A 22,598-nucleotide genomic window follows, 5' to 3' on the forward strand; every position below is an offset into this window, starting at 1 on the left:
CGGATATCCCGGTATCAAAGCTTACTACCAGCTCCACCGGGCTTTTCGCAGGTAATCACGTCCTTCATCGGCTTAGGTGCCAGGGCATCCACCGTGTGCCCGTTCTATCTTGACCTTTATTCCCTCTCTAGAGTCACCCCCAGAGATTAGGTCTATTCACACCCACCCTGAATCCCCTCTATCGCTCGCACAATAGATAACGTCCAGGATGGACTTCCTTCCCTTATCTACTACCCCTTTGTCATGATCCTCGCGCCAGCCTTCGTATTGGGGCGCAACGAGAAGAATATCAAAGGTGTTTGGATGTGTCAATAGGGGGGACGTCCTTGTATCACGAAGATAACCCCAACTGGATAGGATAGAAGCTATGAAGCAGAACATTACCGTCGAAGCAGCCCTTGAGATTGTATTGCAACAGGCCAAACCCCTGGAAAGCATTGAGCTATTGCCCCTGACCGCTGCCTACGGCGGCATTTTGGGCGCAGAACTAAGTGCTAAGGTTAACCACCCCTACACCGACGATACGGCAGTAGACGGCTATGCCTGCCTCGAGGCCGACACCAGGGGCGCCTCGTTGGGTAACCCGGTCAAGCTCAAAGTGGTCGGTCAATCACCCGCCGGCAAACCATTCACCGGAAAGCTGGAGCCCGGAGAAGCCGTGCAGGTTTTTACCGGCGCCCCCATCCCCAGAGGGGCCAATGCGGTGATTCGGGTGGAAGACACCCTGCGGGAGGGCGATTATGTCTGGCTGATGAAACCGGCCTCGGCTGCCGACATTCGCCGCAAGGGCGACGACCTGGTGCTGGGGCAGACGTATTTGCACAAGGGCGATTTACTCACCCCCGGCCGGGTGGGGCTGGCAGCGGCCATGGGCTACGACCAACTGCCGGTGGTTCGGCGGCCCAGGGTGGGTATTCTGTCCACCGGCGACGAGGTGGTTGAGCCAGGGGAGCCGCTACCCTATGGCGGGGTCTACAACTCCAATAGCTACTCGGTGGCGGGCCTGGTATTGGAGGCAGGCGGTGAGCCCGTCATCTTACCCAAAGCGTCGGACAGTGTAGAGGGAGTTCGGGCCCAGCTACAGCGAGCTGGCAAACTTGACCTGCTCCTCACGACGGGTGGGGTTTCGATGGGCGAGTACGACATCGTGCGGCAGATGCTGGAGCGCGAAGGTGAGATCCATTTCTGGAAGGTCAAGTTGCAGCCGGGGGGCCCCTTGCTCTTTGCGACCTGGAACGGGCTACCCCTGATGGGCCTGCCGGGCAATCCGGTCTCGGCGATGGTGACGTTTTTGCTCTTCGGGCGGCCTTTTCTCTTCAAACTATTAGGCCGCACCGATGCGCCTTACAGCCTGCTGAGGGCTGTGGCCGATACCCCTTTCGAGGCCAACCCTACCCGGCGGGCCTACCGGCGGGCCGTACTGCGCTGGGAAAACGACCGCTACCGCGTGGCCAGCACCGGCAACCAGTCCAGCGGCGTGCTGAACTCGATGGCGGTGGGGAATGCGCTGGTGGTGCTCGAGGCCGGCCTCTTGGCGCAGCCTGGCGATTCGGTAGATGTAATTCCCTTTCCGGGGGCTTCTTAGGGCCGGGTGGCCTCTAGTGGCTGCAGTCGGTACACCACCAGATTCACCGGCAGATACGAACCGGAAGCCGGTATGAGCTCGATGGTAACCTGATCATTCTGGGTTTCGCGGAAGAAAATCAGGGGGTTGTCCGGGCGCAAAAGCACCCCATTGGACGGCACAGGCTGCAAGAGGCCGTTGACCCGGATGGCACCCGCATAAGCCCCCCCGCGGGGAGAGAAAGCGCCCACAGTGTTGAGTGCCCCGTCCAGCACAACCCGGTAGGTAAGGCCGTAGTGGCCCCGAAGGCGCACAAGCTGACCCGTGAGGGCATCCATGCCGGCAGGCGTTGGGTCAAAAACCCCATCACCAATCACGATGCGGCCCACCATGCCTTCCAGTCGCACCCGCAGGGTACGCAGCGCCGATGGAAAAGTACCGCGCACATGGATACCATCGGGCTCGAGGTTGGGCAGCAAGGGCAGCAGAGAAGCCAGCCCCTCTTTGCTGAGCGCAGGCAGCAAGCTCTCCTCGATCATCGCCACCGTCAGGTTGACCTGACCACTGGCCTGGAGATCGACCATCAGGTTGAGGCCCTGTCCGGTAGCCAGCGGGTCCGATCGGTAGAGCGCCGCCGTCTGGCCAGGCTCAAGGCGCACCTGCTCGCCTGCCTGAGCCAGCAAGAAGTCCATCAGGCTCACCTGCCCCAGCACCGCCACTACCCGGGTAGCCGCCGTCTCGCCCAGCCGCTCGACTTTAAGTTGAACCGGCACTATGTCCACGTTGCTCACCAGCACCACCAGCCGGGCCGGAGTCGGTAGGGCGTTCTGGTGATAGGCCAGGAGGCGAGCCGATCCGCTTATTGCGTCGGCATAAAGCACCCCCGAGCGCGCGACCTGTTCGGGGGAGTTGGAGACCAGCAGGGGTATGTCCCCGTCCTGCTTATCGGTCGCAAGAACCGGATAGCTCAGTATCTCGGAGTCGAGAAAGAGGCGCCCCAAACTGTAAAAGCGCAGGGCATAATCGCGCGCACTGTACATAACCTCGGGCCGCACCACGATGCGCCGGGAAAAAGGCTCGCTGCTGCGCCCTGCGCGATTGGTGACCACCAGGGTAATCAGTTTCTCGCCAGGGGTGAAGTAGGCTTCTTCGCGTCCGGTAAAGCTCAGGGAAAGCGGCTGCCCGTCGGGGTCATAGGAGTACTCGATGATACGCACCGGCTCCCCGATTTTGTACTCCTGCTTGTCGGTAGCAAAACGCGCAACCGGACGGGTGGTGTCCCGCGCAATGGCACCGTGGGTATAGGTCAGGGTGAGCATGCGCTGTAGCGGATCGAACACCACGGTAGCCCCCAGGGCCGCTTCCAGGGCGCGGGCCGAAACGTACATCACCCCATCCTGCAACTGCCCCACCTCGTTCAAACCCAAAGGCCGTCCGTCCAGGCGGGCCTGGCCCAAAGCGGGGTAAAGTTCCAGCTTACCCAGCCGCACCCCCTGGGTGCCATGGTTCAGGTTCTCCAGGCTGACCCCCAGTACCCGGGCCACCTCCCGCACCGGAATAAGGGCCCGCCCCTCCACCACACGGGCAGGGGGGTTCAGGGTGATGGGCGAACCATTAAGGTAGGCCAGCCCCCCCTCGAAGTCCAGTACCAACTGACGGGTGGCAAGCTGCTGCGCAGAAGCACCGACAGCAATCCACAAAAGCAACACAAACCAGCGCACAATCACCTCGAGGGCCAAGGATAACAGAAGCCGTGTAAAGAAGTATCCTAAAGCCCCAAAGCTGATAGCCAAAAAATCGGTAATAGTCTGATTTTTAGGCAATATTCATACGCTTTGGGCCTTTGGCTTCGGGCTTTCAACCAATAACCCTTGACAAAACCCACACCATCCCCCACACTGCAAGGGTTGCGCTTACTTTCCCGCAGGGTGCGGCCAAGCGCATGGTTCAACAAAGCCGTACATCCTATACCTCGGTACAGTTTGGACATTCGGTTCTTTCTGGGATGAGCGGCTCGAACCCTACAGGGTTGGATTCGCCTCGAAGGCTTTTCAGCCCACCACCCAAAAAGGACGTTTGAAACATGGAGTTTTCTGCATTTACGTTAAGGTCTGAAGTTGCCAGGGCCCTCGAAGCCAAAGGTTTTACCACCGCCACCCCCATCCAGGCTGCGGCCATCCCACTGGCCCTGGAGGGCAAGGACGTACTGGGCCAGGCCCGCACCGGCACCGGCAAAACCCTGGCTTTTGGTATCCCCATCGCCCATCGGCTGGATGCCGCCCGTGAGCGCGGACGCGCCCCCCGGGCTTTTATCCTCACCCCCACCCGCGAGCTGGCCTTGCAGGTCGCCAAGGAACTCGAGTGGCTGGCGCCGCACCTCAGCATCACGCCCATCTACGGTGGCACCGGCTACGGCAAGCAGGCCGAGGCCCTCAAACGCGGCACCGACGTGGTAGTAGCCACCCCGGGGCGGGCCATTGACTACATGGAGCAGCGCGTTCTCGAGCTATCCAGGGTCGAGATTGTGGTGCTCGACGAAGCCGATGAGATGCTCTCGATGGGCTTTGAGGAAGCGGTCGAGCAACTGCTGGAGGCCACGCCTGCCACCCGGCAGACCCTGTTGTTCTCGGCTACTCTACCCACCTGGGCGCGTCGCCTTTCGGAGCGCTTTCAACGGGGGGCTACCCTTATCAATGTCATCAAAGACGAGGCCATCTCCTACGAGGAAGTCGCCATTCAGGCCCCCATCCATGGCCGCATCTCGGTGCTCTCGGATCTGCTCTTTGCCTATGCACCCGAGCGCACCATCGTCTTTACAAGTACCAAGGCCGAGTGCAACGACCTGGCCCTGGGCCTGGAAAGCCGGGCCCACAGCGCGGCCCCCATTCACGGCGACATGGGCCAGATTGACCGCGAGCGCGTAATGGAGCGCTTCCGCAGCGGGGCCGTAAGCGTGCTGGTCGCAACCGATGTAGCGGCCCGGGGCCTGGACATCCCCGAGGTCGATCTGGTAGTACACTACCGCCTGCCGGATCAAAGCGAATCTTATCTGCACCGCTCGGGCCGCACGGGTCGGGCGGGGCGCTCGGGCAAGGTGGTAATTCTGTATGGCCCCCGCGAGAAGCGCGAACTGGAGACCCTCGAGCGCGAGGTCAAACGCAGCTTCAAGCGGGTCAACCCCCCCACCCCCGAAGAGGTCATGGAGGCCAAGTGGGCCGTGCTGGCCCGCCGGATTGCCAGGCAGCCCGAGGCCGACAAGAAGCTCTGGCGCGAACAGGCCGAGCGCCTGATTGCCGAAGGAGGCGTGGACGCCGTGGCCGGCATGCTGGCCCTGATTCTGGGCGGAGCCCCCACCCCCAAGAGCCTGATTACCGGCGAGGAGAACTGGGTCACCCTCAAGCTTTCGGGCTCGCGCCTCAGCGTGAACCGTGTGGTTGCAGTGCTGAAAGGCGCGGGCGCAGGCGAGATCGGGCGCATTCGCCTGGACGGCGAGGTGGCCGCTTATGTGGATATTCGGCCTGAGGACGTGAGCAAGCTCGACCATTCGGTGCTACGCGACCTGCGCCTGATGAAAGCCACCGAGGTGCCTGCGGAGTCCCGGCTGCCTGAACGCCAGGGCTTCCGTAGTCAAGGCAGTCGTCAGAGCCAGGGCCGTTCACAGGGTGGAGGGCAGCGCCGCAGCCAGGGTGAGCGCCGTCTCGAAGGATTTGAAGAGCGGCGCGAGGGTGAGCGTCGGCGCATTGTGTACCGATAAATAGCACACTACTTAGAGCCCCCTCGCTCGAGGGGGCTTTTTTTTAGGCTTGCAAGCGCGGATGTCGCTTTCTGGTGAGTAGCCAGATACCCGCTCCCAGAAGCAGGAGAGGTAGCCCCCACTGGAGCAAAAACCCCAGCAAGCCCGCCGCCACCCCCAGGGCGCTGCCCACCACCCACAGCACCAGGCCCAGAACCAGCAGCACCAGCAGCAGGGGGAACAGCACCACACCCAGCACGGCCAGTACCGGCAGGGCGGCAATGGCCAGCACCACCCCCAGAAGGGGCCCCAACCAACCCGTGAGCAGCAGCACCGCCAGAATGACCAGCGACCACCCGAGGAGTTCCATGCCCTGAGGGTAGCGCAACCGGGGGTGGAGGTCGTAAGGAGGGTCACGATTGCCACTACTCGGCCCGCCAATCCGTTGCTAGCGAAATCGTGTGACGGTGTCAGACGCTAACAACAGTCCGACCGAAATCCACAAACCGATTACCAATCGTGCAGACGTCTACATAACGCTTAAATAACGCTGGGTTGACTATATTGCCCTCAAAGGAGGAACCATGAACGGAAAGAACCTCAAATACTTCGTTTTAGGTGTATCCATCGTAGCGGCGGGGTTAAGCGCGTTGGCAGTGACAATTCCCAACAGTTTTTCGGCCGGGCAAGTTATTAGTGCGGCAGCCTTGAACGCCAATTTTACAGCCCTGAAGACAGCCGTGGACACCCTCGAGGCCAAACCCACCACCGGGCTGTTGCGAAGCACAGCAATTCCAGTGTCCTGCGAAACCGTTGCAGCCTTCACAAACACCTACACCAAAATCGCAGACCTGGGAACCTTCAACAAGCAAGACGCAAACTCAACCATCGAACTGACCTTCACCGGGCGGCTGTACGTCCAGTCCCTGACCAGCTCAAATGGGGCCATTTTCGAGTTACGGGTCGACAACAACCCCACAGCAACCGGGAGAATCCGCGCCCTGGTGCTCAGCAATGAAGTCGGGGGGACAGGGGTCAACGCAACAATGAACGGTGTGGTGACGGGCCTGCCGACAGGTACCCACACCGTAAGCATTTGGGTAAGAGCTGCCAACAACGGCTCAGGGACCGAAGCTTTTACCGATCCCGGATGCTTTGGTACTGCACAGGTTCTGGTAAAGGAAATGCGCTAAAAGCTTCCTCTAGAACAGCGGTTGCTAACCTGCCTACAACTCCTCATCGCCCTGCCCCAAGCCCTGCTTGCGGAAGCGGGCGATTATCACAGGCGCGAACAGCGAGAGTGCAGCCAGTACCCACAGCGCGACGGCAATGGGGCTGCTGAACAGATAGCCCACATCGCCGTTGCTGATGGTCATGGCCCGGCGCAGGTTAATCTCCATCAGATAGCCCAGCACCAGGCCCAACAACACCGGAGCCAGGGGAAACTCGAGCTTGCGCATCAGGTAGCCCACCAGGCCAAACGCCGCCATCAGGAGCAGGTCGAAGGGGTTGTTGTTGACTGCATACACGCCTATGAAGCTGATGGCCAGCACCGCCGGAATCAAGAACCAGGCGGGCACGGCTAAAAGCCTTACAAAAAGGCCCACCAGGGGCAGGTTCAAGAGCAGCAGCACCGCGTTGCCCACGTACATCGAGGCGATCAGGCCCCAGACCACCTCGGGGTTCTTCTGGAACATCTGCGGCCCCGGCGTGACCCCCAGGCTGATCAGGGCCCCCAGCATGATGGCAGTCGTACCGCTGCCAGGCAGGCCCAGGGTCAGGAGGGGAATCATGGCCCCGCCCGCCGCCGCGTTGTTGGCCGACTCTGGCGCCGCCACCCCGCGCAGGTCGCCCTCGCCAAAGCGGGCTCTGGCGCCCAGCAGGCGCTTCTCGGTGGTGTAGGCCACGAAGCTGGCAATGGAGGCTCCGGCCCCCGGCAGAACCCCTATCAGGAAGCCCAGCACGCTGCTACGCAAAATGGTGAGCAGCGAGGCCATGAAGTCCCGCAAGGAAAGGTAGATGCGCCCCACCTGGGCCCGCATGGCGCCGGGGGTCTTCTCCTCCAGAAGCATGAGCACCTCGCTGACCGCGAAAAGCCCGATGGCCACCACCAGAAAGTCCATGCCGTCCTCGAGCTGCAAGAGCCCAAAGGTATAGCGCGATATGCCCGACTGGGGGTCCTGGCCCACCGTGGCCAGCATCAGGCCAAAGCCGGTAGCGATCAGGGCCTTGAACATGTTTTTGCCCGCCAGGGCCGAGAGGGTGGAGAAGCCAAAAACCATCAGGGCAAAGTATTCGGCAGGCCCAAAGCGGATGGCCCACTGGGCCAGCAAGGGGCCCAGGGTCATCAGGCCCACCACCGAGAGGGTGCCGGCAATGAACGAGCCCCAGGCCGCCATGGCCAGTGCGGGGCCGGCCCGGCCCTGCTTGGCCAGCTTGTTGCCGTCCAGCGCCGTGACCACCGAGGAGGTCTCGCCGGGGATGTTGAGCAGGATGCTGGTGGTGGAGCCGCCGTACATGGCCCCGTAGTAGATGCCCGCCAGCAAAATGAGGGCCGACTCGGGCGGCATCTTGAGGGCAAAGGTGAGGGGCACCAAAAGGGCCACCCCGCTGATAGGGCCAATACCTGGCAAAACCCCAATCAGCGTACCCACCAGGCAGCCCAGCACCACCAGGAACAGGTTGAGGGGCTGGAAAGCGACCCCAAAACCATTAAGGAGGGCTTGCAGGATGTCCACCGGTCTCCCCTATCCGAAAATCCGGCCTACCGGCAGGGTCACACCCAACCCTTCGGTGAACAAGAAGTAGACGGCCAGGGTGAAGGCCAGCGCAGCCCCCAGCCCCTGCCACCAGCGGGCGCCAAACAGCAGCGAGAGCAAGGTCATCTCGAGGGTAGTGGTGAGTATAAAACCCAGCGGCACCACCAAATAGGCATACGCCACCAGGCTCAAGAGCACCAGCCCCAGCACCGGCCAGAAGCGCGCGGGCGGCCAGGTGGGGCTGGGGTCAGGTTTGAAGATGAGCCATAGGGCCGAAAGCCCCATCAATACAGCAATGATGTAGGGGAAAGGCCGGGGGCCCAAAGGGTCGGAAAGGAAGCCTACCTGCATGCGGCTGGCCTCGAGGCCATACCCCAGGGCCAGCAGCAAGACCAGGACGCCTACGATGCGGTCGGCCATCGGCTGGGGTCTAGCGGATGATGCCCAGTTCGCGGGAGAGGTTGCGGAACTGGTTGACCTGCCGGTCGATGAAGACCTGGAACTCGGCCCCGGTCATGAAGAACTGACCCAGGCTGTTCTGCTCGCGCACTTTGGCCCACTCCTGGCTGCGCTCCACCTGCCGCAAAGCCCTGGCCCAAAACTCGTAGGCTTCGGTGGGCATATTCTTAGGCACATAGAAGCCGCGCCAGACCACCCAGTCTACGTTGTAGCCCAGCTCCCGAAGGGTCGGCACGTTGGCATAGGGCGCAGGGAGGCGACGGGGCGACATCATCGCAAGCACCCGCACCGTACCGGACTCCACCTGGGCCCGAAGCTCCGAAGCATCTCCGGCGAATACCTGGATAAAGCCCCCCAGCAAGGAGGTCAGGGCCTGGCCACCGCCATCGAAGGGTACATATTTGATGGAACGCGGCTCAATACCTGCCGCCCGGCCCAGAAGCAACACCTTCATGTGGTCCTGGCCGCCCACCGCGCTGCCCCCGCCCACCGCTATTTTGGAGGGGTCGGCTTTCCAGGCCGCCACCAGCTCTTGCATGGTTTTCCAGGGCGCGTCGGCCTTGACCGCCACCAGGCCAAAGTCGGCCGCCACAGCGCCCAGCCAGCGCACATCTCGCTCGGTAAAGCGGCTGAACTGCCCCTGGGCCAGCCGCACCGTGGTGGCCGGGCTGGCCGCCACAATCAGGTTGGCATCGTTGTTACGCTGAGTAACCACGTTGGCATAAGCCACCCCACCACCACCCCCGGTTAGGTTGGTGGTTTTGATGGGTTGGGACACAATCTTCAGGTCTTGCATCACCTGGGCCACGCTGCGGCAGGTGAAGTCCCAGCCGCCGCCTGCCCCGGCAGGGGCGATGCACTCGGGGTTGCGCGGGGTGAACTGGGCCAGCCCCCCTCCAGCAGCCAGCAAAACTACAGCTAAAGTTGCCAATCGCATCATGGTTCCTCCTATCTCCAACAGGCAAAAATCGCCCAAGGTATAGCGTGTCATTGATTCTATCCGGCCCACCTTGGGCGTCAAGATGAGCGTACGCCCAGCAAAATGGAGCCCTCGAGGCTTTCTAATAAGGCCTCCCGGGAACGCTCGAGGTGCCTCTGCAAAAAGGCTGCTGCCGCCTCGGCCTGCCCCTGCTGCAGCAGTTCGATCAAGTGCAGGTGGTCGCTCAGGGCCTGGTCGGCCCCCTGGGGGCGGGTAATTTCCAGGTAGCGGGCCCGGTAGATGCGTTGCAAAACCTGGGCCAGCGAGGCCACCACAAAGCGGTTGCCGGTAAGCTTGGCCAGGGCCAGGTGGAAATCGGTGGCTTTTTCCAGTTCGATCTCGGGGTCGAGGTCGGCTTCTACCGAGGCCAGCAGTTCCCGAAGCTGGCGGGCGTTGGGCCGGCGCGAGGCAGCCACCCGCACCACGTAGGTCTCGAGCCAGGTACGAAACTCAAAAGCCTCCTCGAGTTCCGCCAGATCCAGGGGGGCTACGGTGTAGACCCGGCCCGTGCGCTGTACCAGCCCCTCACGGAAAAGCTGTTGAATGGCGGCCCGGATGGGGGTTCGGGAAACCGCCAGCAGTTCTTCCAGTTTGCGCTCAACCAGGGGCTCGCCAGGCCTCAGTTCCAGCGACAAAATCATCCGGCGCAGGCGGCGGTAAGCCTCTTCGGTTTGCGGAGCCAGCATGGAAGGATATGCTACCCTTTTTGGTATACCAGCTCAACTCGAGGTTCAGGAAAAGGTGCAAACCTTTCGCCGATGGCAGGAAAAAAACGTCTGCAGTCAATGGTCTATGGCCGATGGGGTTTGTCGGACTGCAAACGTGGCCCTTGAAGCCCTAAACCTTTGACCCGGGGCGCCAGCACACCTAATACCGGATTCAAAAAGACAGTTTACAAAACCAAAAACACCAGAGGCTGTCTTTTTGAATCCTAGAGCACACCTCTCCCTGTCGGTCGGCGAAAAAAGCCTCACCCTTCCAAGGGGCGGTATCGCCCTCCGCTACGCGGATAACTTCGGTCGGGTTAGTTCGTCACCAAAGGGTGACGAACTAACCGAATCTGGTATAAAAACCGGCGTCTCGCCACAAATACTCATCCCTGGAGCAAAGGCTACCTCGAGGCCGCCGTAGCCCGCGTTACCTGGGCAAGGGCTTGCTCGAGGTCGGCAATTAAATCCTCGGGGTCCTCGATGCCTACCGAAAGGCGCACCAGCGCATCGCTGACGCCGTGGGCAGCCCGAATCTCGGGCGGCAGAAGCTGGTGAGTGGTGGAGGCCGGGTGGGTGGCCAGCGACTCCACATCGCCCAGGCTTACGGCCTGGGTGAAAAGCTTCAGGCTATCCAGGAAAATGGCCGCCGCCTGTTTGGATTCCAGCTCAATGGAGACCAGCCCCCCAAAGCCCCGCATCTGCCGCCGGGCCGTCTCGTGGCCGGGGTGGGAGGGCAGGCCGGGGTAATAGACCCGCCGCACGGCAGGGTGCCGGGAGAGGTATTCGGCTACCTGATTTGCACCCGCGCAGTGGGCCTCCATGCGCAGGGGCAGGGTCTTGAGGCCCCGCAGCATCAGGTAGCCCTCGAAGGCCCCCAAGGTACCGCCGATATGCCGCAGCCCCTCGGCCCGCACTGCCTCCATGGGCTCCCTGGGGCCGGCCAGCACCCCTGCCAGGCAGTCGCCGTGGCCGCCCAGGTATTTGGTGGCCGAGTGCAGCACCAGGTCAATACCGTGCTGCAGGGGGCGGGTCAGGTAGGGGGTGGCAAAGGTGTTATCCACCACCGTCAGCACTCCTCTTGCGCGGGCAAGCTGGGCCACCGCCGCTAGGTCGTAGATGCGCAGGGTGGGATTGGTGGGGGTCTCGAGGTAGATCAGCCGGGTGGCAGGCGAAAGGACCTGGGGCAGGTTCTCCACACTCCCCGCGTCGGTTACCCGCACCCCAAATTTGGTCAGGGTCTCCAGAAAGTAGCCCTCGGTGCCGCCGTACAGAGGGGCCAGATACACGATTTCGTCGCCGGGGGCCAGCAGGGTGTTGCACAGCGCGCTGATGGCGGCCATTCCGCTGGCAAAGGCCACTGCATCTTCGGCCCCCTCGAGGCTGGCCAGCTTCTCCTCGAAGGCCCGCACGGTGGGGTTACCGACGCGCCCGTAGATATAGCCCGCCTCCTCCCCGGCAAAAAGCCGCTCTCCCCTGGCAAACGAACCATAGGCGAAGGTAGAGGTGCTGTAGATGGGCACCACATGGGCTCCGGTCATGGGGTCGGGGTGGTGTCCGGCGTGCACGGCCTGGGTTCTGATTTTCATAAGCATACCTCGGATTTACTTTTAGCGTAGCACCATTTGGACGGCAAAAGTTTGCGATAACGCCCGATTTTTCGCTCTTTGATGCAATCAAATTGCACAAAATGCTAAGATGGAGCAATCTCATGGCAACTATTGAACTGGACAAAAAAGACCGCAAAATTTTGAGCATCCTCCAGCGCCAGGCCCACATCCCCAACAGCGAACTCGCCGAGCAGGTTCACCTTTCCCCCTCAACCTGCCTGCGCCGGGTTCGGCGACTGGAGGAACTGGGGGTGATTCGGGGCTATGTGGCCCTCCTGGACAAGGACAAAATCGGCCGCAGCCTGTGCGTATTTGTGCGGGTCAAGCTCGACCACAAAAGCCGCGCCGATGTGGAGCGTTTTGAGCAGGAGGTGCTTAAATACCCCGAGGTCACCGAATGCCACGTGGTGATGGGCGAGGACGACTTTTTGCTCAAGATTATGGTGGCCGACCTGAACGAGTTTCAGAAATTTTTACTGGATCACCTCACCGCCATTCCGGGCCTGAGCACGGTAATCTCCTCGGCGGTGCTGCGGCAGGTTAAGAGCACCACCGAGTTGCCAGTGTGAACACATACCAGGTGCGGTTGATTCGTTACCGAACGGTAACGAATCAACAGGGCCGAAGTTATCCGCGTAGCGGAGGGCGATACCGCCCCTTGGAAAGGGAGATGCTTTTTTCGCCGACCGTTCGGGAGGGGTGTGCTCCAGGATTCAAAAAGACGACCTTTGGGGTTTTTGGTTTCCTAGCCAGTCTTTTTGAATCCGGTATTACCCGATGGGCTCGAGCCGCCCCTCTACCGCCAGCCAGCGGATTCCTTTTTCCAAAGCGTACTCCTTCAGGTCGCGCAGGTTGGCTGTCCAGGCCAGTTCTACCCGCTTGCCCTCCGAGCGCAGCTTTCGGGCCAGAGCCCGATCCAGCGCCAGTACCTCTGGCGGGACCTCGGACAACGGCAGGCGTAGCGCCTCCATGACCCGCTCGAGCCCCAGAGCAAAGCCCGCCGCATAAGGCAGCAAAGCCCCATCGTAGCGGCCCCCGCCCAGCAGGGGCAGGCCAAAGTCGGGGGTGTAGGCCTGGAAGTTGAGGCCGGTGTAGAAGGTCAGGAGCCGGGCCCGGCCAAGGTCAAGAAGCAACGGTACTTCGGGCAGCAGGGCCAGGACGGCCTCGAGCCAGTCCAGGTCGGCCTGGGCTTTGCCCGAGAGGGGCAGCCTGCGGGCTTCTTCCAGCACCTCCCGCCCGCCGTACAGGTCGGGCAGGGCCAGCAGGGCCTTTTGCAAGCTGGGGTGTACCAGATAGTCCTTCAGCAAGGACTCCAGCTCAGGGCTGTTCTTGCGGTGGATGGCCTGGCGCAAGCGCTCCTTTTTTTCTTCGGGCAAGCCCGTGGCGTCCAGCAAATCCCGCACCAGGGCGGGCAGCCCCACCTCGATCTTAGCCTCGGGGAAGCCAATGAGTTGCAAAGCTTCCCAGGCCAGCTCGAGCACCTCGGCGTCGGCCTGGGGGCTGCTCACCCCCACCAGCTCGGCCCCCACCTGGCTAAACTCGCGGCTGCGCCCCAGTTCGGCGTTGGCCTCGCGCAGCCAGAGGGTTCCGGCATACTGCATGCGCACCGGCTGGCCCGACACCAACCGCCCGTTGCTACGCAGAAGCCCTGCTACCGCGGTGGTAAACTCCGAGCGCAAAGCCAGTACCTCGCCGGTTTTGTCTACGAGCTTGAAAGCGCGCTCGGCCAGGGTGTGTTGTGGGTCGTAGATTTCCAGTGAGGGCAGCTCTACCGGCTCGTACCCCCAGCCATACAAGAGCCCTGCCAGCCGCTCCAGCAGTTCGCGGCGCTGGCGGGCCTCGGGGGGCAGAAAGTAGCGGGTGCCTTCGGGAATCATGCAGGTACCGGATAGCCCAAAAGCCATCGGCTCGGAGCTAAAGCCTATTTGCTCTTCGCAAATATCTTCACCGACAAAATCTTGTCGCGTTCCCGGCGGGCCTGGGGGCCTTCGGTGGGGTTGATATTTTCCACCACATCCATTCCCTGTACCACCTGCCCAAAAATGGTGTACTGCTGGTTGAGGTTGGGGGTGGGGCCGTAGGTGATGAAGAACTGGCTGCCGTTGGAGTTTGGATCCATGGTGCGGGCCATACCCAGCACGCCTTTTTTGTCGTAGTTGAGCTTGGGGGTCACTTCCAGCCCAAACTGGTAGCCGGGGCCGCCCATGCCGGTGCCGGTGGGGTCGCCGGTCTGGGCCACAAACCCCGGAATGACCCGGTGAAACACAATGCCCTCAAAGTATCGGTGGAGGGCCAAAAATACAAACGAGTTGACCGTGTTGGGCGCTTCTGTTTCATATAAATCTATACCGATTTTTCCCTTGCTGGTTTCAATTTCGGCGTAGTAGTCGAATTTGGCAGGGTCAATCACCTGCTCGGCTTTAGCAAACTTGGTCACGGGCTTGTCGGACTTGTAGGGCAGGGCTTCCATGTTTCCTCCAAAACTGCGGTCTGCTCCACTCCCCTGCCACAAGAAAAAGGCGGCAGCGGCCAGGGCCACCAGAACGGCAACGATCAAAGCAACGCGCATCTGGAACAGTTTACTTACCCAGATGAGAACACGCCAGAAGGGTTCAGGGCCAGGTGTCGAGGGCAGTGAAGGTTTTGCTTTTCGGGGTTGAGCCTTCAGCTTTGGGCTTCACTCAAATCCTGGGCAGGGTAATGCCCTGCTGGCCCTGGTATTTGCCCTTGCGGTCGCTGTAGGTTACCTCCGGGCGCTCCCCCTCGAAGAACACCAGTTGCACCACGCCCTCCCCGGCATACATCTTGGCCGGCAGGGGGGTGGTGTTGGAGAACTCGAGGGTCACATGCCCCTCCCAGCCTGGCTCCAGGGGGGTGATGTTGGCCACGATGCCCACCCGGGCGTAGGTGCTTTTGCCGATGGCGATGGCCAGAACGTTATCGGGCATGCGGATATATTCCATGCTGCGGGCCAGCACAAAGGAATTGGGTGGGATGATCACCTCGTCGCCTTCGTAGTCCACAAAGCTCTTGGGATCCAGGCCTTTGGGGTCGGCAATGGTGTGAAACACGTTGGCGAAAATTTTCCACTCGCGGGCCGCCCGCAGGTCATAGCCGAAGCTCGAGAGCCCGTAGCTGATCACCCCATCGCGCACCAGGCGCTCCTCGAAGGGCTCAATCATGCCTTGCTTGGCTTTTTCACGTATCCACCAGTCGGGCTTAACACTCATGCCCCACACTATACAAGCCCCAAACGCTGAAGGCATGCCCCATCACGCTTATCGTGGAGGCCCCATTGTTGTACCCGCATGAGTAATAGCCAGGCCATTTTCACAACCAGGCTTCATCCGGCGGTCTAAACTGGACTCATGCGCGGGTTACCGGTATTGAGCAGGGTTCTTTGGGCGAGTTTACCCGTATTCTTAGGTATTCTGCTGGCCTCCTGCGGTTCGGACAGCCAAAACAACCAAAGCCGTCAACCCCTTCGTCTGACACTTCGAATCGACACGGGTTATGTAGATGAACCCTACAGCACCACCCTCACCGCAGACGGCGGCATCCGGCCCTACAAGTTCAGCCTCGAGGGCAACCTGCCCAAAGGCCTCACCTACAGCAACGGGCGCATCAGCGGCACGCCCCAGGAAAAGGGCAACTTCGAGCTCACGGTGAGCGTAGAGGACGCCAACCTTTCCAATCGCACCCAAAAAGTAACCCTGGTCATAGGGGAAACCCCGCCCCCCCGGCTCGACCAGGTCTTCCCCCTGGCCGAGGTATCCGACCCCTTCCCCTACCTGTTCCGGGTGCGCGACCGCGAGGCCAGGGGCTTTCAGGCACAAATTCCCCTAAAAGACCTCAAAGCTACCCTGGATACCTTCAAGGCCGATGCCGGCGTACTCTATGTGCTTCGCTACGATGAGGAAAAGGGCCTGGTGGATATTGATGCCGCCTTTATCGGCCCACGCAAAGATTTCGAAGTTTTTCGCTTCACCGCCGCCCCCTTGCCCGACAAAAAGGTGCGGCCCGAAGCCAGCTTCCGCGAAACCCGGGTGGCCTTCTACGACAAAAACGGCAAACTGGCCGGCAACGCCCAGGCCATCGAGCGGGTAAGCACTCAGGGGCGCTACAAGTACAGCGACCTCGAGGCCCTTGCCCGCAACTGGGGCCGCCGCCTGACTACCACCGCTCCCCAAGCGCCTGCGGCCAACACCCCCCAAGCCCCTGAAAACAGCTCCCCTCAAGGCCAGACCGAAGCACAAGCGACCCCGCCCGCTTCCTCCGAAAACCAGGCCGCCAACCCCCCCAGCGCTGCCGAGAACACCCCCCCCAGCGAACCCGTACCCCCCAGCCCCGCGCAGCCCGCCCAACCTGGTCAAGCGCAGCCCGCCCAACCTGGTCAAGCGCAGCCCGCCCAACCCGAACCAGTCCAGCCCACCTCCACACCGACCCCACCAGGCCCCCCCTCACCCCCTAAGGATTCGGCCACGCCAGTACCCCAGGCATCAGCCCCCGTCACCCCAAAACTGGAAGGCGACCTCAACAGCGATGGCGTAGTAGACCAGAAAGACCTGGACATGCTGCGCGCCTCTTATGCCTGGGCCAGCGTAAACGCCGGACAAGCCCCGCCGCCCCCCAATCAGCGCACCCCTGCGCCCCCCACACCGCCTGCCGGAACCCCACCCGGCAGTGGGACACCTGGTTCGGGTTCAGGGGACTCCAGCCCCGGCGACGAGGAAAACCCCGACAACTCAGATGGCAAGTGAAGCAGCCTGTACTCCTGTAGAACGCACGCATGTAGCGTTTGGCGCAATGGTGGGAACTGTGCTATTTGGAATTGGGTTGGGCTGTTATCCTAAAAAGCTGTGGGCAGAGCGCTGGTGGTTCTGGCGTTTTTGTGGGTTATTACCCTGACAGGGTTTTTGCTACTGCGCCAAACCCCCAAAACCTCTCCCTTGTGGGGTCTGCGGGACTTTTTCTGGATGCTTTTACAGGCCCTGAGCATCGTTAGCCTGCTGGCTATAGTGGCCCTGGTCACCGGCATCATCACCCTGCAGCGCAACCCCTTCGCACCCGGAAACTGAGTATGCGCGTTGCCATCTTGTCGGATATTCACGGCAATCTTCCGGCGCTCGAGGCCGTCCTGGCCGACCTGCAGGAAGTCCGGCCCCGGCTGGTGGTAGTCAATGGCGATATCGTGAACCGGGGGCCTTCCAACCGCGAGGTACTGGAACGTCTGCTGGACCTGTCGTCTTCCAAACAAGGCCGCGCCCTGGCCCCCGAGGGCTTCTGGTTTACCCTGGGCAACCACGACGACTTGTTGGTCAAATGGGCCCAGCGCGACCCTTCGCTCAACGACCTTTACACCGACCCCTTGTTCGAGCCCACGGCCTGGTCGGTGGCCCAGCTCTCTCGGGACCATCTGGACTGGCTGGGCAGCCTGCCTTTTCAAGTGGTAATCGAGGAAGCACCCCGGCGGGCCCTGGGCCTGGATAAAGCCGAAGGCCTGGGTGAAAGCGTGCTGGTGCGGGCTACCCATGGCTCGCCCCGTCACTACCGTGAAGGCTACGACGAACACCAAACCCTGAGCACCCTGGTGGAAATCAGCGAGGACTACCCGGCCCGCCTGCTGGTGGGGTCACATACCCACCGCCCCTTCATGTACCAGTTGGGCGAGGCCCTGGTGCTCAACAGCGGGGCCGTGGGGGCGCCCTTCAACGGCGACGTAAGGGCTCAGTATGTGGTGGTGGAAATCGGGGAAAACCACGTGCAGGTGGACTTTCGCCAGATTCCCTACAACCTGCAAGTCGCCCTGCAGGCCTATTACGACTCGGGCCTGATGGAAGCAGGCGGGCTGGGGGCCGACATCTTCTACCACGAAACCCGCACGGCGCGCTCTATGCTAATGCACTTCTGGCAGTGGGCCGAAGCTCAAACCAGACCCCGAGACTGGGACTCCTGGCGGCTCTACCAGGTCACCCACCCCGAGCGGTTTGTCTAGCCGGACTGCCGATGGCCTGCTGTAAGCTACCCCCATGAGCCTCTCCCTCGAGCGCATCCGTGAGTTTGTGATTGCTGGACATGGCGATCTGGCAAAAGTGCAGGCTATGCTGGATGAAACCCCGGAGTTGCTAAATCTGGCCCACGAATGGCGGCCCGGCGATACCGAAACAGCCATTCAAGGGGCCGCCCATGTGGGGAGTCGAGCCATTGTGGCGTTTCTGCTATCCAGAGGAGCCCCTCTGGAAATCTCCACCGCAGCCATGCTGGGGCAGGTAGAAACCGTTCAGGCCATGTTGAAGCGTGACCCCTCACGCGCAAAGCACAAAAGCGCCCACGGCATACCCTTGCTGCCCCACGCAGCGCTCTCGGGGCTGCCGGAAATGCTCGAGCTGGTCTGGAGGTATGGAGCCAGAGAAGGGGTTGAGCAGGCTTTGCAGCTGGCGGTCATGCAAGGCCATACTGAGGCCGTGCGCTGGCTCCTGACCAACGCTCACCCCGACCTGAGCCTGCCAAATTTTCAGGGTAAAACCCCCTTGCAGGTAGCCCAGGAAGCCGGCTTTACCGAGATCATCGAACTTTTGAATGGAGGCCTGGGTGGAAAATCTGCGTGAGTTCTTGCTCCAGGCCCGCACCATTGCGGTGCTGGGTGCCCATCCCAACCCCGCCAAAGCGGCCTTCTATGTACCGGACTATCTGACCCAAAGCGGCTACAGCGTGCTGCCGGTGAATCCTGCCTATGCGGGGCAGGAACTCTGGGGGCGTACCATTGTGGCCACGCTGAGCGAACTCGAGCCACCCATCGACATTGTGAACGTGTTCCGGCGGAGCGAGGCCCTGCCGGGCCACCTGGAGGAGATTCTGGCCGTCAAGCCCAGGCTGGTCTGGCTACAATCGGGGATTGTGCACGAGGCCTTTGCCGAAACCCTGCGACAGGCCGGCATACCGGTCGTGCAGGATCGCTGCTTGATGGTTGTGCATCGGCAGCTTTTCGGCCAGGCCTTTTGCTGAACCGCTCAACCACGGCTTTTCCATGCCCAGCAACCTCCATAAAGCCCTGCTTACTTGGTACCAGCACCACAAGCGCAAGCTGCCGTGGCGGGGGGAATCTGACGCATACAGAATTTTGCTATCGGAGATGCTCTTGCAGCAGACCCGGGTCGAGCAGGCCATTCCCTACTACCAGCGCTTCTTGCAGCAATTTCCCAACCTGGAAACCCTAGCCCAAGCCAGCCAGGAAGATGTTTTGAAGGCCTGGCAGGGCTGTGGTTACTACGCCCGGGCCCGCAACCTGCACAAGCTGGCCCAACAGCTTGTTTTCGCTGGCCAGGCGCTTCCCTGCTCGTCCGTTGAACTGCTCGCCCTGCCCGGTATCGGCCCCTACACCGCCGCCGCAGTGGCCTCGATGGCCTTTGGGGAGCCCGTCGCAACGGTAGACGGCAATGTGCGGCGGGTGTTGTCGCGCCTGTTTGCCTGGGAAAAGCCAAGCCCCAAACAGGTGCAGGAGACCGCCGATACCCTGATGGCCCAGCTGGTGAACCGCAGAGGCGATAGAGACACACCCGGCAACTGGAATCAGGCCCTGATGGAGCTGGGGGCCACGGTTTGCACCCCCAAAAACCCAAGCTGCGGGGCCTGCCCGGTAGCCCCGTTCTGCCAGGGAAAGAACCACCCCGAGCGCTACCCTGCCGCCCAAAAACGCCTGCAGAAAAGCCTCGAGATGGTAGCGCTGGTCTTGCAGGGGCCTGCGGGCGTCCACCTGGAACTGCGCCAGGGCCCCGTGCTGGGCGGGCTTTGGGGGGTTCCGATGGAGGAAGACCCAGGGGCTTTAGAGCGCTTGCTGGCCCGCTTTGGGCTGGACAAAGCTGAGCCAGTGGGCGCGGTTCGCCACGACTTCACGCACCGCAAACTGAACATCCAGGTCTACAAAGCCCCCTACGAGGCCAAAGAAAACCCCGGGCAGCGCCCTTTATCGCGGCTGGATCGCAAGATACTAAAGTTGGTTGAAACCAAGTCTCTACGGCTTTTGTAGTTGCAAGTTGCGTGGTCTATAGGTCTATGGTCATTCAACTATCGACGATTGACTGTAGTCTGCAGGCTTTCCGCAAGCCGCATCCCTTCCTCGGCCATCTGGGCATAGGTCCCCTGCCCCAGCACACACAGCCCCACTGCGTACAACCCCCCCAGGCGATGCAGACGGAAGGTCGCTGAGTCCCACTCGCCGGGCGCGAAAACCTGGTACTCCACCCGGTAACCAGGCGTTCCGCTCTGCTCAGCAACCTGGGCCCCCTGGGTAATAAAGGCAAAACCCAACTGCTGAAGGTACTGGTACAGGTCGGGGTAAGCCACCTCCGAGAGCCGCCCGGCCTCCTCGGCCACGCTGCCAATATAGAGCCTGGGCAAAAGAAAACTGCCCACCGCCAGCACCACTACTGGCGCGGTTTTGCGTGGCCCCTCCCAGCTTCGGATGCCCGCCACGGCCTGCCCTTCCAGCAGCAAGCCGGTCACGGAGAGTTGCAGGAGGTGCAGGTTGGGCTGGTTTTCCAGGCGATACTTGGCCCTGCTGTGGAGTTCCCAACCCTTCAGGCCCTCCTGACCCACCTCGGCCAGCAAAGAGCCGCTGGGAAAGGGGGCCTGGATAGGCGTGAAGGGCAGAAACACCGAGTCCAGACTGGTGGTCACAAGCCCCACCCGCACCCCACGTTTAGCCAGGGCGTAGGCGGCCTCGGAACCGGCAAAGCCAGCACCCACAATCAGTACGTCGTAGTCAGCGATTGGCGTCATTGGTACGATTAGGGCTAGTCTTCCAGGTATGTATATCCCACCAGTTCCCGCGCGTACAGTTCCATGAAAGATCCCTTCTCAGCCGGGGTAAGTTTCTTGGAGGAGCGCACCAGCTTTTCTACGGCCTCGGCCAGTTCACCCTCCTCGTAGCCCATCTTTTCGATTACCTTGCGGGCTTTCTCTCCTATTATGAAGCGCTCGATGTCGTAGCCATCTTCATCCACGACCACGTGAGCCTCGCCGATGCGGCCAAACAAGTTATGACTCATGCCCAGCACGTCCTGGTAGGCCCCGGTCAGGAAAACCCCCAGATAGTAAGGTTCTCCCGGACGAATTTCGTGTACAGGCAAGGTGTTGCGCACGTCGTGGGTGTCTATGAAACGGTCGATCTTGCCATCGGAGTCGCAGGTGATGTCGACCAGGGTGGCCTCGCGGGTGGGGCGCTCGTTCAGGCGAGAGAGCGGCACGATGGGGAACATCTGCTTGATGGCCCAGGTGTCGGGCAGGCTCTGGAAAAGGCTAAAATTGCAGACCAGCTTGTCGGCCAGCATCTTTTGCAGGTCCTCGAGCTCGTCGGCAGGGTAGTCGAGCTCCAGGGCCAGCTTCAGGGTTTTGCGGGCAATCTGGTAGAAGAGCGCCTCGGCAGCGGCCCGGTCGCGCAGCGAGATGAGGCCCAGGTCATAGAGGTTCTGGATGGTGTCCTTGTTGGCGAAGGCGTCGTGGTAGACCTCGCGGTAATTTTTGGCCGAGATCCCCCTGGCCAGGTCGAACATGTCCTTCACCACCGGGTGGGCATCCTTGGGCTGCTCGAGCTTTTCTTCGCCTGGAGGACGGATGGTATCCACCACTTCCAAAATCAGCACGCTGTGGTAGGCGGTCACGGCCCGCCCCGACTCGGTCACCAGGATGGCGTGCGGTTCTCCGTGGCCATCGCAGATTTCCTTGGTCACGTACACCAGGTCTTCGGCGTATTCCTCCAGGGTGTAGTTGGCCGAGGCGTAGAAGGCAGTCTTGGAGCCGTCGTAGTCTACGGCCAGGCCGCCCCCCAGGTTCAGGTAGCGCACCGGAGCCCCCAGCTTGCGAAGCTGTACGTAGGTCTGGGCTATTTCGCGAACGGCCTGCTTGATGCGGCGGATATCCGTTACCTGGCTGCCGATATGCGAGTGCAGCATGGCAATGGTGCCCAGCATCCCGGCTTCAGCCAGGATGTCCACGGCCCGGATAATTTCAGGGGTGGTAAAGCCAAACTTGGCCGCCTCGCCCCCAGACTCCTCCCAGGCCCCCGAACCCTTGGTCTTGAGCTTGTAGCGGATGCCAATCTGGGGCTCCACCCCCAGCTCCTGCGCAATGCGAATAACCCGCCCCAGCTCGGCAAATTTCTCCAGAGTAATCACCACGTTTTTGCCCAGCTTTTTGCCCATCAGGGCCAGGCGGATGAAGTCGTCATCTTTAAAGCCATTGCAGGCAATGATGGACTCGGGGTGCAAATCCTGGGCCAGAATCAGGGCCAACTCGGCTTTGGAACCGGCCTCGAGGCCGTAGGCGTACTGCTTGCCGGCTCGAGCCACCGTTTCGACCACCATACGCCGCTGGTTCACCTTGACCGGGAAAAGCCCCTGATAACCGGCGTGGTAGTGGTACTTCTTGATGGCCCGCTTGAAGGCTTCGTTGAGCGCCAGGACCCGGGCTTCTAAAATCTGCGGGAAACGCAGCATCACCGGCAGCGGGCGGCCTTCATCGCGCAGATCCTGCACAATTTCGTACAGCGAAGCGCTGGGGCCATCCGGCCCTTCAGGGGTGACCTCGAGCTCGCCATCCTCCCCTACCCGAAAAAACCCCGCCGCCCAGTGGGGGACGAGGTAGGTTTCTTCGGCATCCTTGGCAGTGTAACGTTTGAGCTTCTCCAACTTGAATCCGGGTCTCCTCACACAGGCTACGGGTGGAATGTCAGAGGGGCATTCGCCGTGCGCTGTCCAGAAGAGAGTGTAGGGCAAACTGCCCCCCAATGC

General features: G+C 61.5%; 22 protein-coding genes and 1 rRNA gene (1 of these 23 only partly in view). 10 read left to right on the plus strand and 13 right to left on the minus strand.

Annotated elements, in window-relative coordinates; all coding sequences use genetic code 11:
- Window positions 1–115, minus strand: a 23S ribosomal RNA gene (locus Q0X23_RS15690) (it extends 2,775 nt beyond the left edge of the window).
- A 252-nt stretch (window positions 116–367) separates the two neighbouring features.
- On the opposite strand from Q0X23_RS15690, the gene glp reads away from it, so the two are divergent.
- Complete coding sequence (glp, locus tag Q0X23_RS15695; protein WP_119341961.1) at window positions 368–1,585, plus strand: gephyrin-like molybdotransferase Glp; 1,218 nt, start codon at window positions 368–370, stop codon at window positions 1,583–1,585.
- Here the strand turns inward: glp and Q0X23_RS15700 are convergent.
- Window positions 1,582–3,357: a stalk domain-containing protein gene (locus Q0X23_RS15700; protein WP_170148316.1), complete on the minus strand. Its 1,776-nt coding sequence runs from the start codon at window positions 3,355–3,357 to the stop codon at window positions 1,582–1,584. The two genes, glp and Q0X23_RS15700, sit on opposite strands and share 4 nt — an antisense overlap.
- A gap of 290 nt (window positions 3,358–3,647) precedes the next feature.
- Between Q0X23_RS15700 and Q0X23_RS15705 the strand changes: the two genes are divergently transcribed.
- Entirely contained in the window at window positions 3,648–5,318 is a 1,671-nt protein-coding gene (locus Q0X23_RS15705) for a DEAD/DEAH box helicase (RefSeq protein ID WP_119341959.1), read from the plus strand.
- Between the two features lie 43 nt (window positions 5,319–5,361).
- Here Q0X23_RS15705 and Q0X23_RS15710 read toward each other — a convergent pair whose 3' ends face one another.
- Entirely contained in the window at window positions 5,362–5,667 is a 306-nt protein-coding gene (locus Q0X23_RS15710) for a hypothetical protein (RefSeq protein WP_119341958.1), read from the minus strand.
- A gap of 214 nt (window positions 5,668–5,881) precedes the next feature.
- Here Q0X23_RS15710 and Q0X23_RS15715 point away from each other — a divergent pair, with 214 nt between their 5' ends.
- Window positions 5,882–6,490 (plus strand): hypothetical protein, encoded by a 609-nt coding sequence (locus Q0X23_RS15715; protein WP_119341957.1) that lies wholly within the window; start codon window positions 5,882–5,884, stop codon window positions 6,488–6,490.
- A gap of 33 nt (window positions 6,491–6,523) precedes the next feature.
- On the opposite strand, the gene Q0X23_RS15720 is transcribed toward Q0X23_RS15715, so the two are convergent.
- The 5 genes from Q0X23_RS15720 to Q0X23_RS15740 form a co-directional block, all read right to left on the minus strand.
- Window positions 6,524–8,035: a tripartite tricarboxylate transporter permease gene (locus tag Q0X23_RS15720; RefSeq protein WP_119341956.1), complete on the minus strand. Its 1,512-nt coding sequence runs from the start codon at window positions 8,033–8,035 to the stop codon at window positions 6,524–6,526.
- Between the two features lie 9 nt (window positions 8,036–8,044).
- Window positions 8,045–8,476: a tripartite tricarboxylate transporter TctB family protein gene (locus Q0X23_RS15725; protein WP_119341955.1), complete on the minus strand. Its 432-nt coding sequence runs from the start codon at window positions 8,474–8,476 to the stop codon at window positions 8,045–8,047.
- A 10-nt stretch (window positions 8,477–8,486) separates the two neighbouring features.
- Window positions 8,487–9,452, minus strand: a complete 966-nt coding sequence (locus Q0X23_RS15730) for a tripartite tricarboxylate transporter substrate-binding protein (protein ID WP_119341963.1) — start codon at window positions 9,450–9,452, stop codon at window positions 8,487–8,489.
- Between the two features lie 80 nt (window positions 9,453–9,532).
- On the minus strand, window positions 9,533–10,180 hold the full coding sequence (locus Q0X23_RS15735; RefSeq protein WP_297861253.1) for a GntR family transcriptional regulator: 648 nt from the start codon (window positions 10,178–10,180) through the stop codon (window positions 9,533–9,535).
- A 425-nt stretch (window positions 10,181–10,605) separates the two neighbouring features.
- Window positions 10,606–11,790 (minus strand): PLP-dependent aspartate aminotransferase family protein, encoded by a 1,185-nt coding sequence (locus Q0X23_RS15740; protein WP_119341953.1) that lies wholly within the window; start codon window positions 11,788–11,790, stop codon window positions 10,606–10,608.
- A gap of 122 nt (window positions 11,791–11,912) precedes the next feature.
- Here Q0X23_RS15740 and Q0X23_RS15745 point away from each other — a divergent pair, with 122 nt between their 5' ends.
- The gene (locus Q0X23_RS15745; RefSeq protein ID WP_206074927.1) at window positions 11,913–12,380 is read left to right on the plus strand and encodes an Lrp/AsnC family transcriptional regulator; all 468 of its coding nucleotides are present in this window, start codon (window positions 11,913–11,915) and stop codon (window positions 12,378–12,380) included.
- 201 nt (window positions 12,381–12,581) lie between these two features.
- Here the strand turns inward: Q0X23_RS15745 and Q0X23_RS15750 are convergent, their stop codons facing one another.
- From Q0X23_RS15750 to dcd, 3 genes are all read right to left on the minus strand, one after another.
- Window positions 12,582–13,688, minus strand: coding sequence for an ATP phosphoribosyltransferase regulatory subunit (locus tag Q0X23_RS15750; RefSeq protein WP_119341962.1), 1,107 nt, complete (start codon window positions 13,686–13,688; stop codon window positions 12,582–12,584).
- A 44-nt stretch (window positions 13,689–13,732) separates the two neighbouring features.
- Entirely contained in the window at window positions 13,733–14,281 is a 549-nt protein-coding gene (locus tag Q0X23_RS15755; RefSeq protein WP_297861263.1) for a peptidylprolyl isomerase, read from the minus strand.
- A gap of 211 nt (window positions 14,282–14,492) precedes the next feature.
- The gene (dcd, locus tag Q0X23_RS15760) at window positions 14,493–15,041 is read right to left on the minus strand and encodes a dCTP deaminase (protein ID WP_119341950.1); all 549 of its coding nucleotides are present in this window, start codon (window positions 15,039–15,041) and stop codon (window positions 14,493–14,495) included.
- Between the two features lie 138 nt (window positions 15,042–15,179).
- Here dcd and Q0X23_RS15765 point away from each other — a divergent pair, with 138 nt between their 5' ends.
- From Q0X23_RS15765 to mutY, 6 genes are all read left to right on the plus strand, one after another.
- A complete protein-coding gene (locus Q0X23_RS15765; RefSeq protein WP_297861254.1) occupies window positions 15,180–16,571 on the plus strand; it encodes an Ig domain-containing protein in 1,392 nt (463 codons plus the stop codon).
- Between the two features lie 99 nt (window positions 16,572–16,670).
- Window positions 16,671–16,889 (plus strand): hypothetical protein, encoded by a 219-nt coding sequence (locus Q0X23_RS15770; protein ID WP_119342352.1) that lies wholly within the window; start codon window positions 16,671–16,673, stop codon window positions 16,887–16,889.
- 2 nt (window positions 16,890–16,891) lie between these two features.
- Window positions 16,892–17,806 (plus strand): metallophosphoesterase, encoded by a 915-nt coding sequence (locus tag Q0X23_RS15775; RefSeq protein ID WP_297861255.1) that lies wholly within the window; start codon window positions 16,892–16,894, stop codon window positions 17,804–17,806.
- 34 nt (window positions 17,807–17,840) lie between these two features.
- Window positions 17,841–18,419 (plus strand): ankyrin repeat domain-containing protein, encoded by a 579-nt coding sequence (locus Q0X23_RS15780; RefSeq protein WP_297861256.1) that lies wholly within the window; start codon window positions 17,841–17,843, stop codon window positions 18,417–18,419.
- Window positions 18,403–18,816, plus strand: a complete 414-nt coding sequence (locus Q0X23_RS15785; protein WP_119342358.1) for a CoA-binding protein — start codon at window positions 18,403–18,405, stop codon at window positions 18,814–18,816. Before Q0X23_RS15780 ends, Q0X23_RS15785 begins: the two co-directional genes overlap by 17 nt.
- A 22-nt stretch (window positions 18,817–18,838) precedes the next feature.
- Window positions 18,839–19,837 (plus strand): A/G-specific adenine glycosylase, encoded by a 999-nt coding sequence (gene mutY / locus Q0X23_RS15790; RefSeq protein WP_297861257.1) that lies wholly within the window; start codon window positions 18,839–18,841, stop codon window positions 19,835–19,837.
- A gap of 38 nt (window positions 19,838–19,875) precedes the next feature.
- On the opposite strand, the gene Q0X23_RS15795 is transcribed toward mutY, so the two are convergent.
- Entirely contained in the window at window positions 19,876–20,589 is a 714-nt protein-coding gene (locus tag Q0X23_RS15795) for an FAD-dependent oxidoreductase (RefSeq protein WP_371862147.1), read from the minus strand.
- 14 nt (window positions 20,590–20,603) lie between these two features.
- Window positions 20,604–22,496, minus strand: a complete 1,893-nt coding sequence (gene speA, locus Q0X23_RS15800; RefSeq protein WP_297861258.1) for a biosynthetic arginine decarboxylase — start codon at window positions 22,494–22,496, stop codon at window positions 20,604–20,606.
- Between the last annotated feature and the right edge of the window lie 102 nt (window positions 22,497–22,598).

Source organism: Meiothermus sp. (assembly GCF_026004115.1).
GTDB lineage: Bacteria > Deinococcota > Deinococci > Deinococcales > Thermaceae > Meiothermus.

Bases quoted from the DNA above. Each gene is read 5' to 3' on its own strand.
- glp (WP_119341961.1), top strand. From the start codon at position 368: ATGAAGCAGAACATTACCGTCGAAGCAGCCCTTGAGATTGTATTGCAA.
- Q0X23_RS15705 (WP_119341959.1), top strand. From the start codon at position 3,648: ATGGAGTTTTCTGCATTTACGTTAAGGTCTGAAGTTGCCAGGGCCCTC.
- Q0X23_RS15710 (WP_119341958.1), bottom strand. From the start codon at position 5,667: ATGGAACTCCTCGGGTGGTCGCTGGTCATTCTGGCGGTGCTGCTGCTC.
- Q0X23_RS15715 (WP_119341957.1), top strand. From the start codon at position 5,882: ATGAACGGAAAGAACCTCAAATACTTCGTTTTAGGTGTATCCATCGTA.
- Q0X23_RS15725 (WP_119341955.1), bottom strand. From the start codon at position 8,476: ATGGCCGACCGCATCGTAGGCGTCCTGGTCTTGCTGCTGGCCCTGGGG.
- Q0X23_RS15730 (WP_119341963.1), bottom strand. From the start codon at position 9,452: ATGCGATTGGCAACTTTAGCTGTAGTTTTGCTGGCTGCTGGAGGGGGG.
- Q0X23_RS15735 (WP_297861253.1), bottom strand. From the start codon at position 10,180: ATGCTGGCTCCGCAAACCGAAGAGGCTTACCGCCGCCTGCGCCGGATG.
- Q0X23_RS15740 (WP_119341953.1), bottom strand. From the start codon at position 11,790: ATGAAAATCAGAACCCAGGCCGTGCACGCCGGACACCACCCCGACCCC.
- Q0X23_RS15745 (WP_206074927.1), top strand. From the start codon at position 11,913: ATGGCAACTATTGAACTGGACAAAAAAGACCGCAAAATTTTGAGCATC.
- Q0X23_RS15750 (WP_119341962.1), bottom strand. From the start codon at position 13,688: ATGATTCCCGAAGGCACCCGCTACTTTCTGCCCCCCGAGGCCCGCCAG.
- Q0X23_RS15755 (WP_297861263.1), bottom strand. From the start codon at position 14,281: ATGGAAGCCCTGCCCTACAAGTCCGACAAGCCCGTGACCAAGTTTGCT.
- dcd (WP_119341950.1), bottom strand. From the start codon at position 15,041: ATGAGTGTTAAGCCCGACTGGTGGATACGTGAAAAAGCCAAGCAAGGC.
- Q0X23_RS15765 (WP_297861254.1), top strand. From the start codon at position 15,180: ATGCGCGGGTTACCGGTATTGAGCAGGGTTCTTTGGGCGAGTTTACCC.
- Q0X23_RS15775 (WP_297861255.1), top strand. From the start codon at position 16,892: ATGCGCGTTGCCATCTTGTCGGATATTCACGGCAATCTTCCGGCGCTC.
- Q0X23_RS15780 (WP_297861256.1), top strand. From the start codon at position 17,841: ATGAGCCTCTCCCTCGAGCGCATCCGTGAGTTTGTGATTGCTGGACAT.
- mutY (WP_297861257.1), top strand. From the start codon at position 18,839: ATGCCCAGCAACCTCCATAAAGCCCTGCTTACTTGGTACCAGCACCAC.
- Q0X23_RS15795 (WP_371862147.1), bottom strand. From the start codon at position 20,589: ATGACGCCAATCGCTGACTACGACGTACTGATTGTGGGTGCTGGCTTT.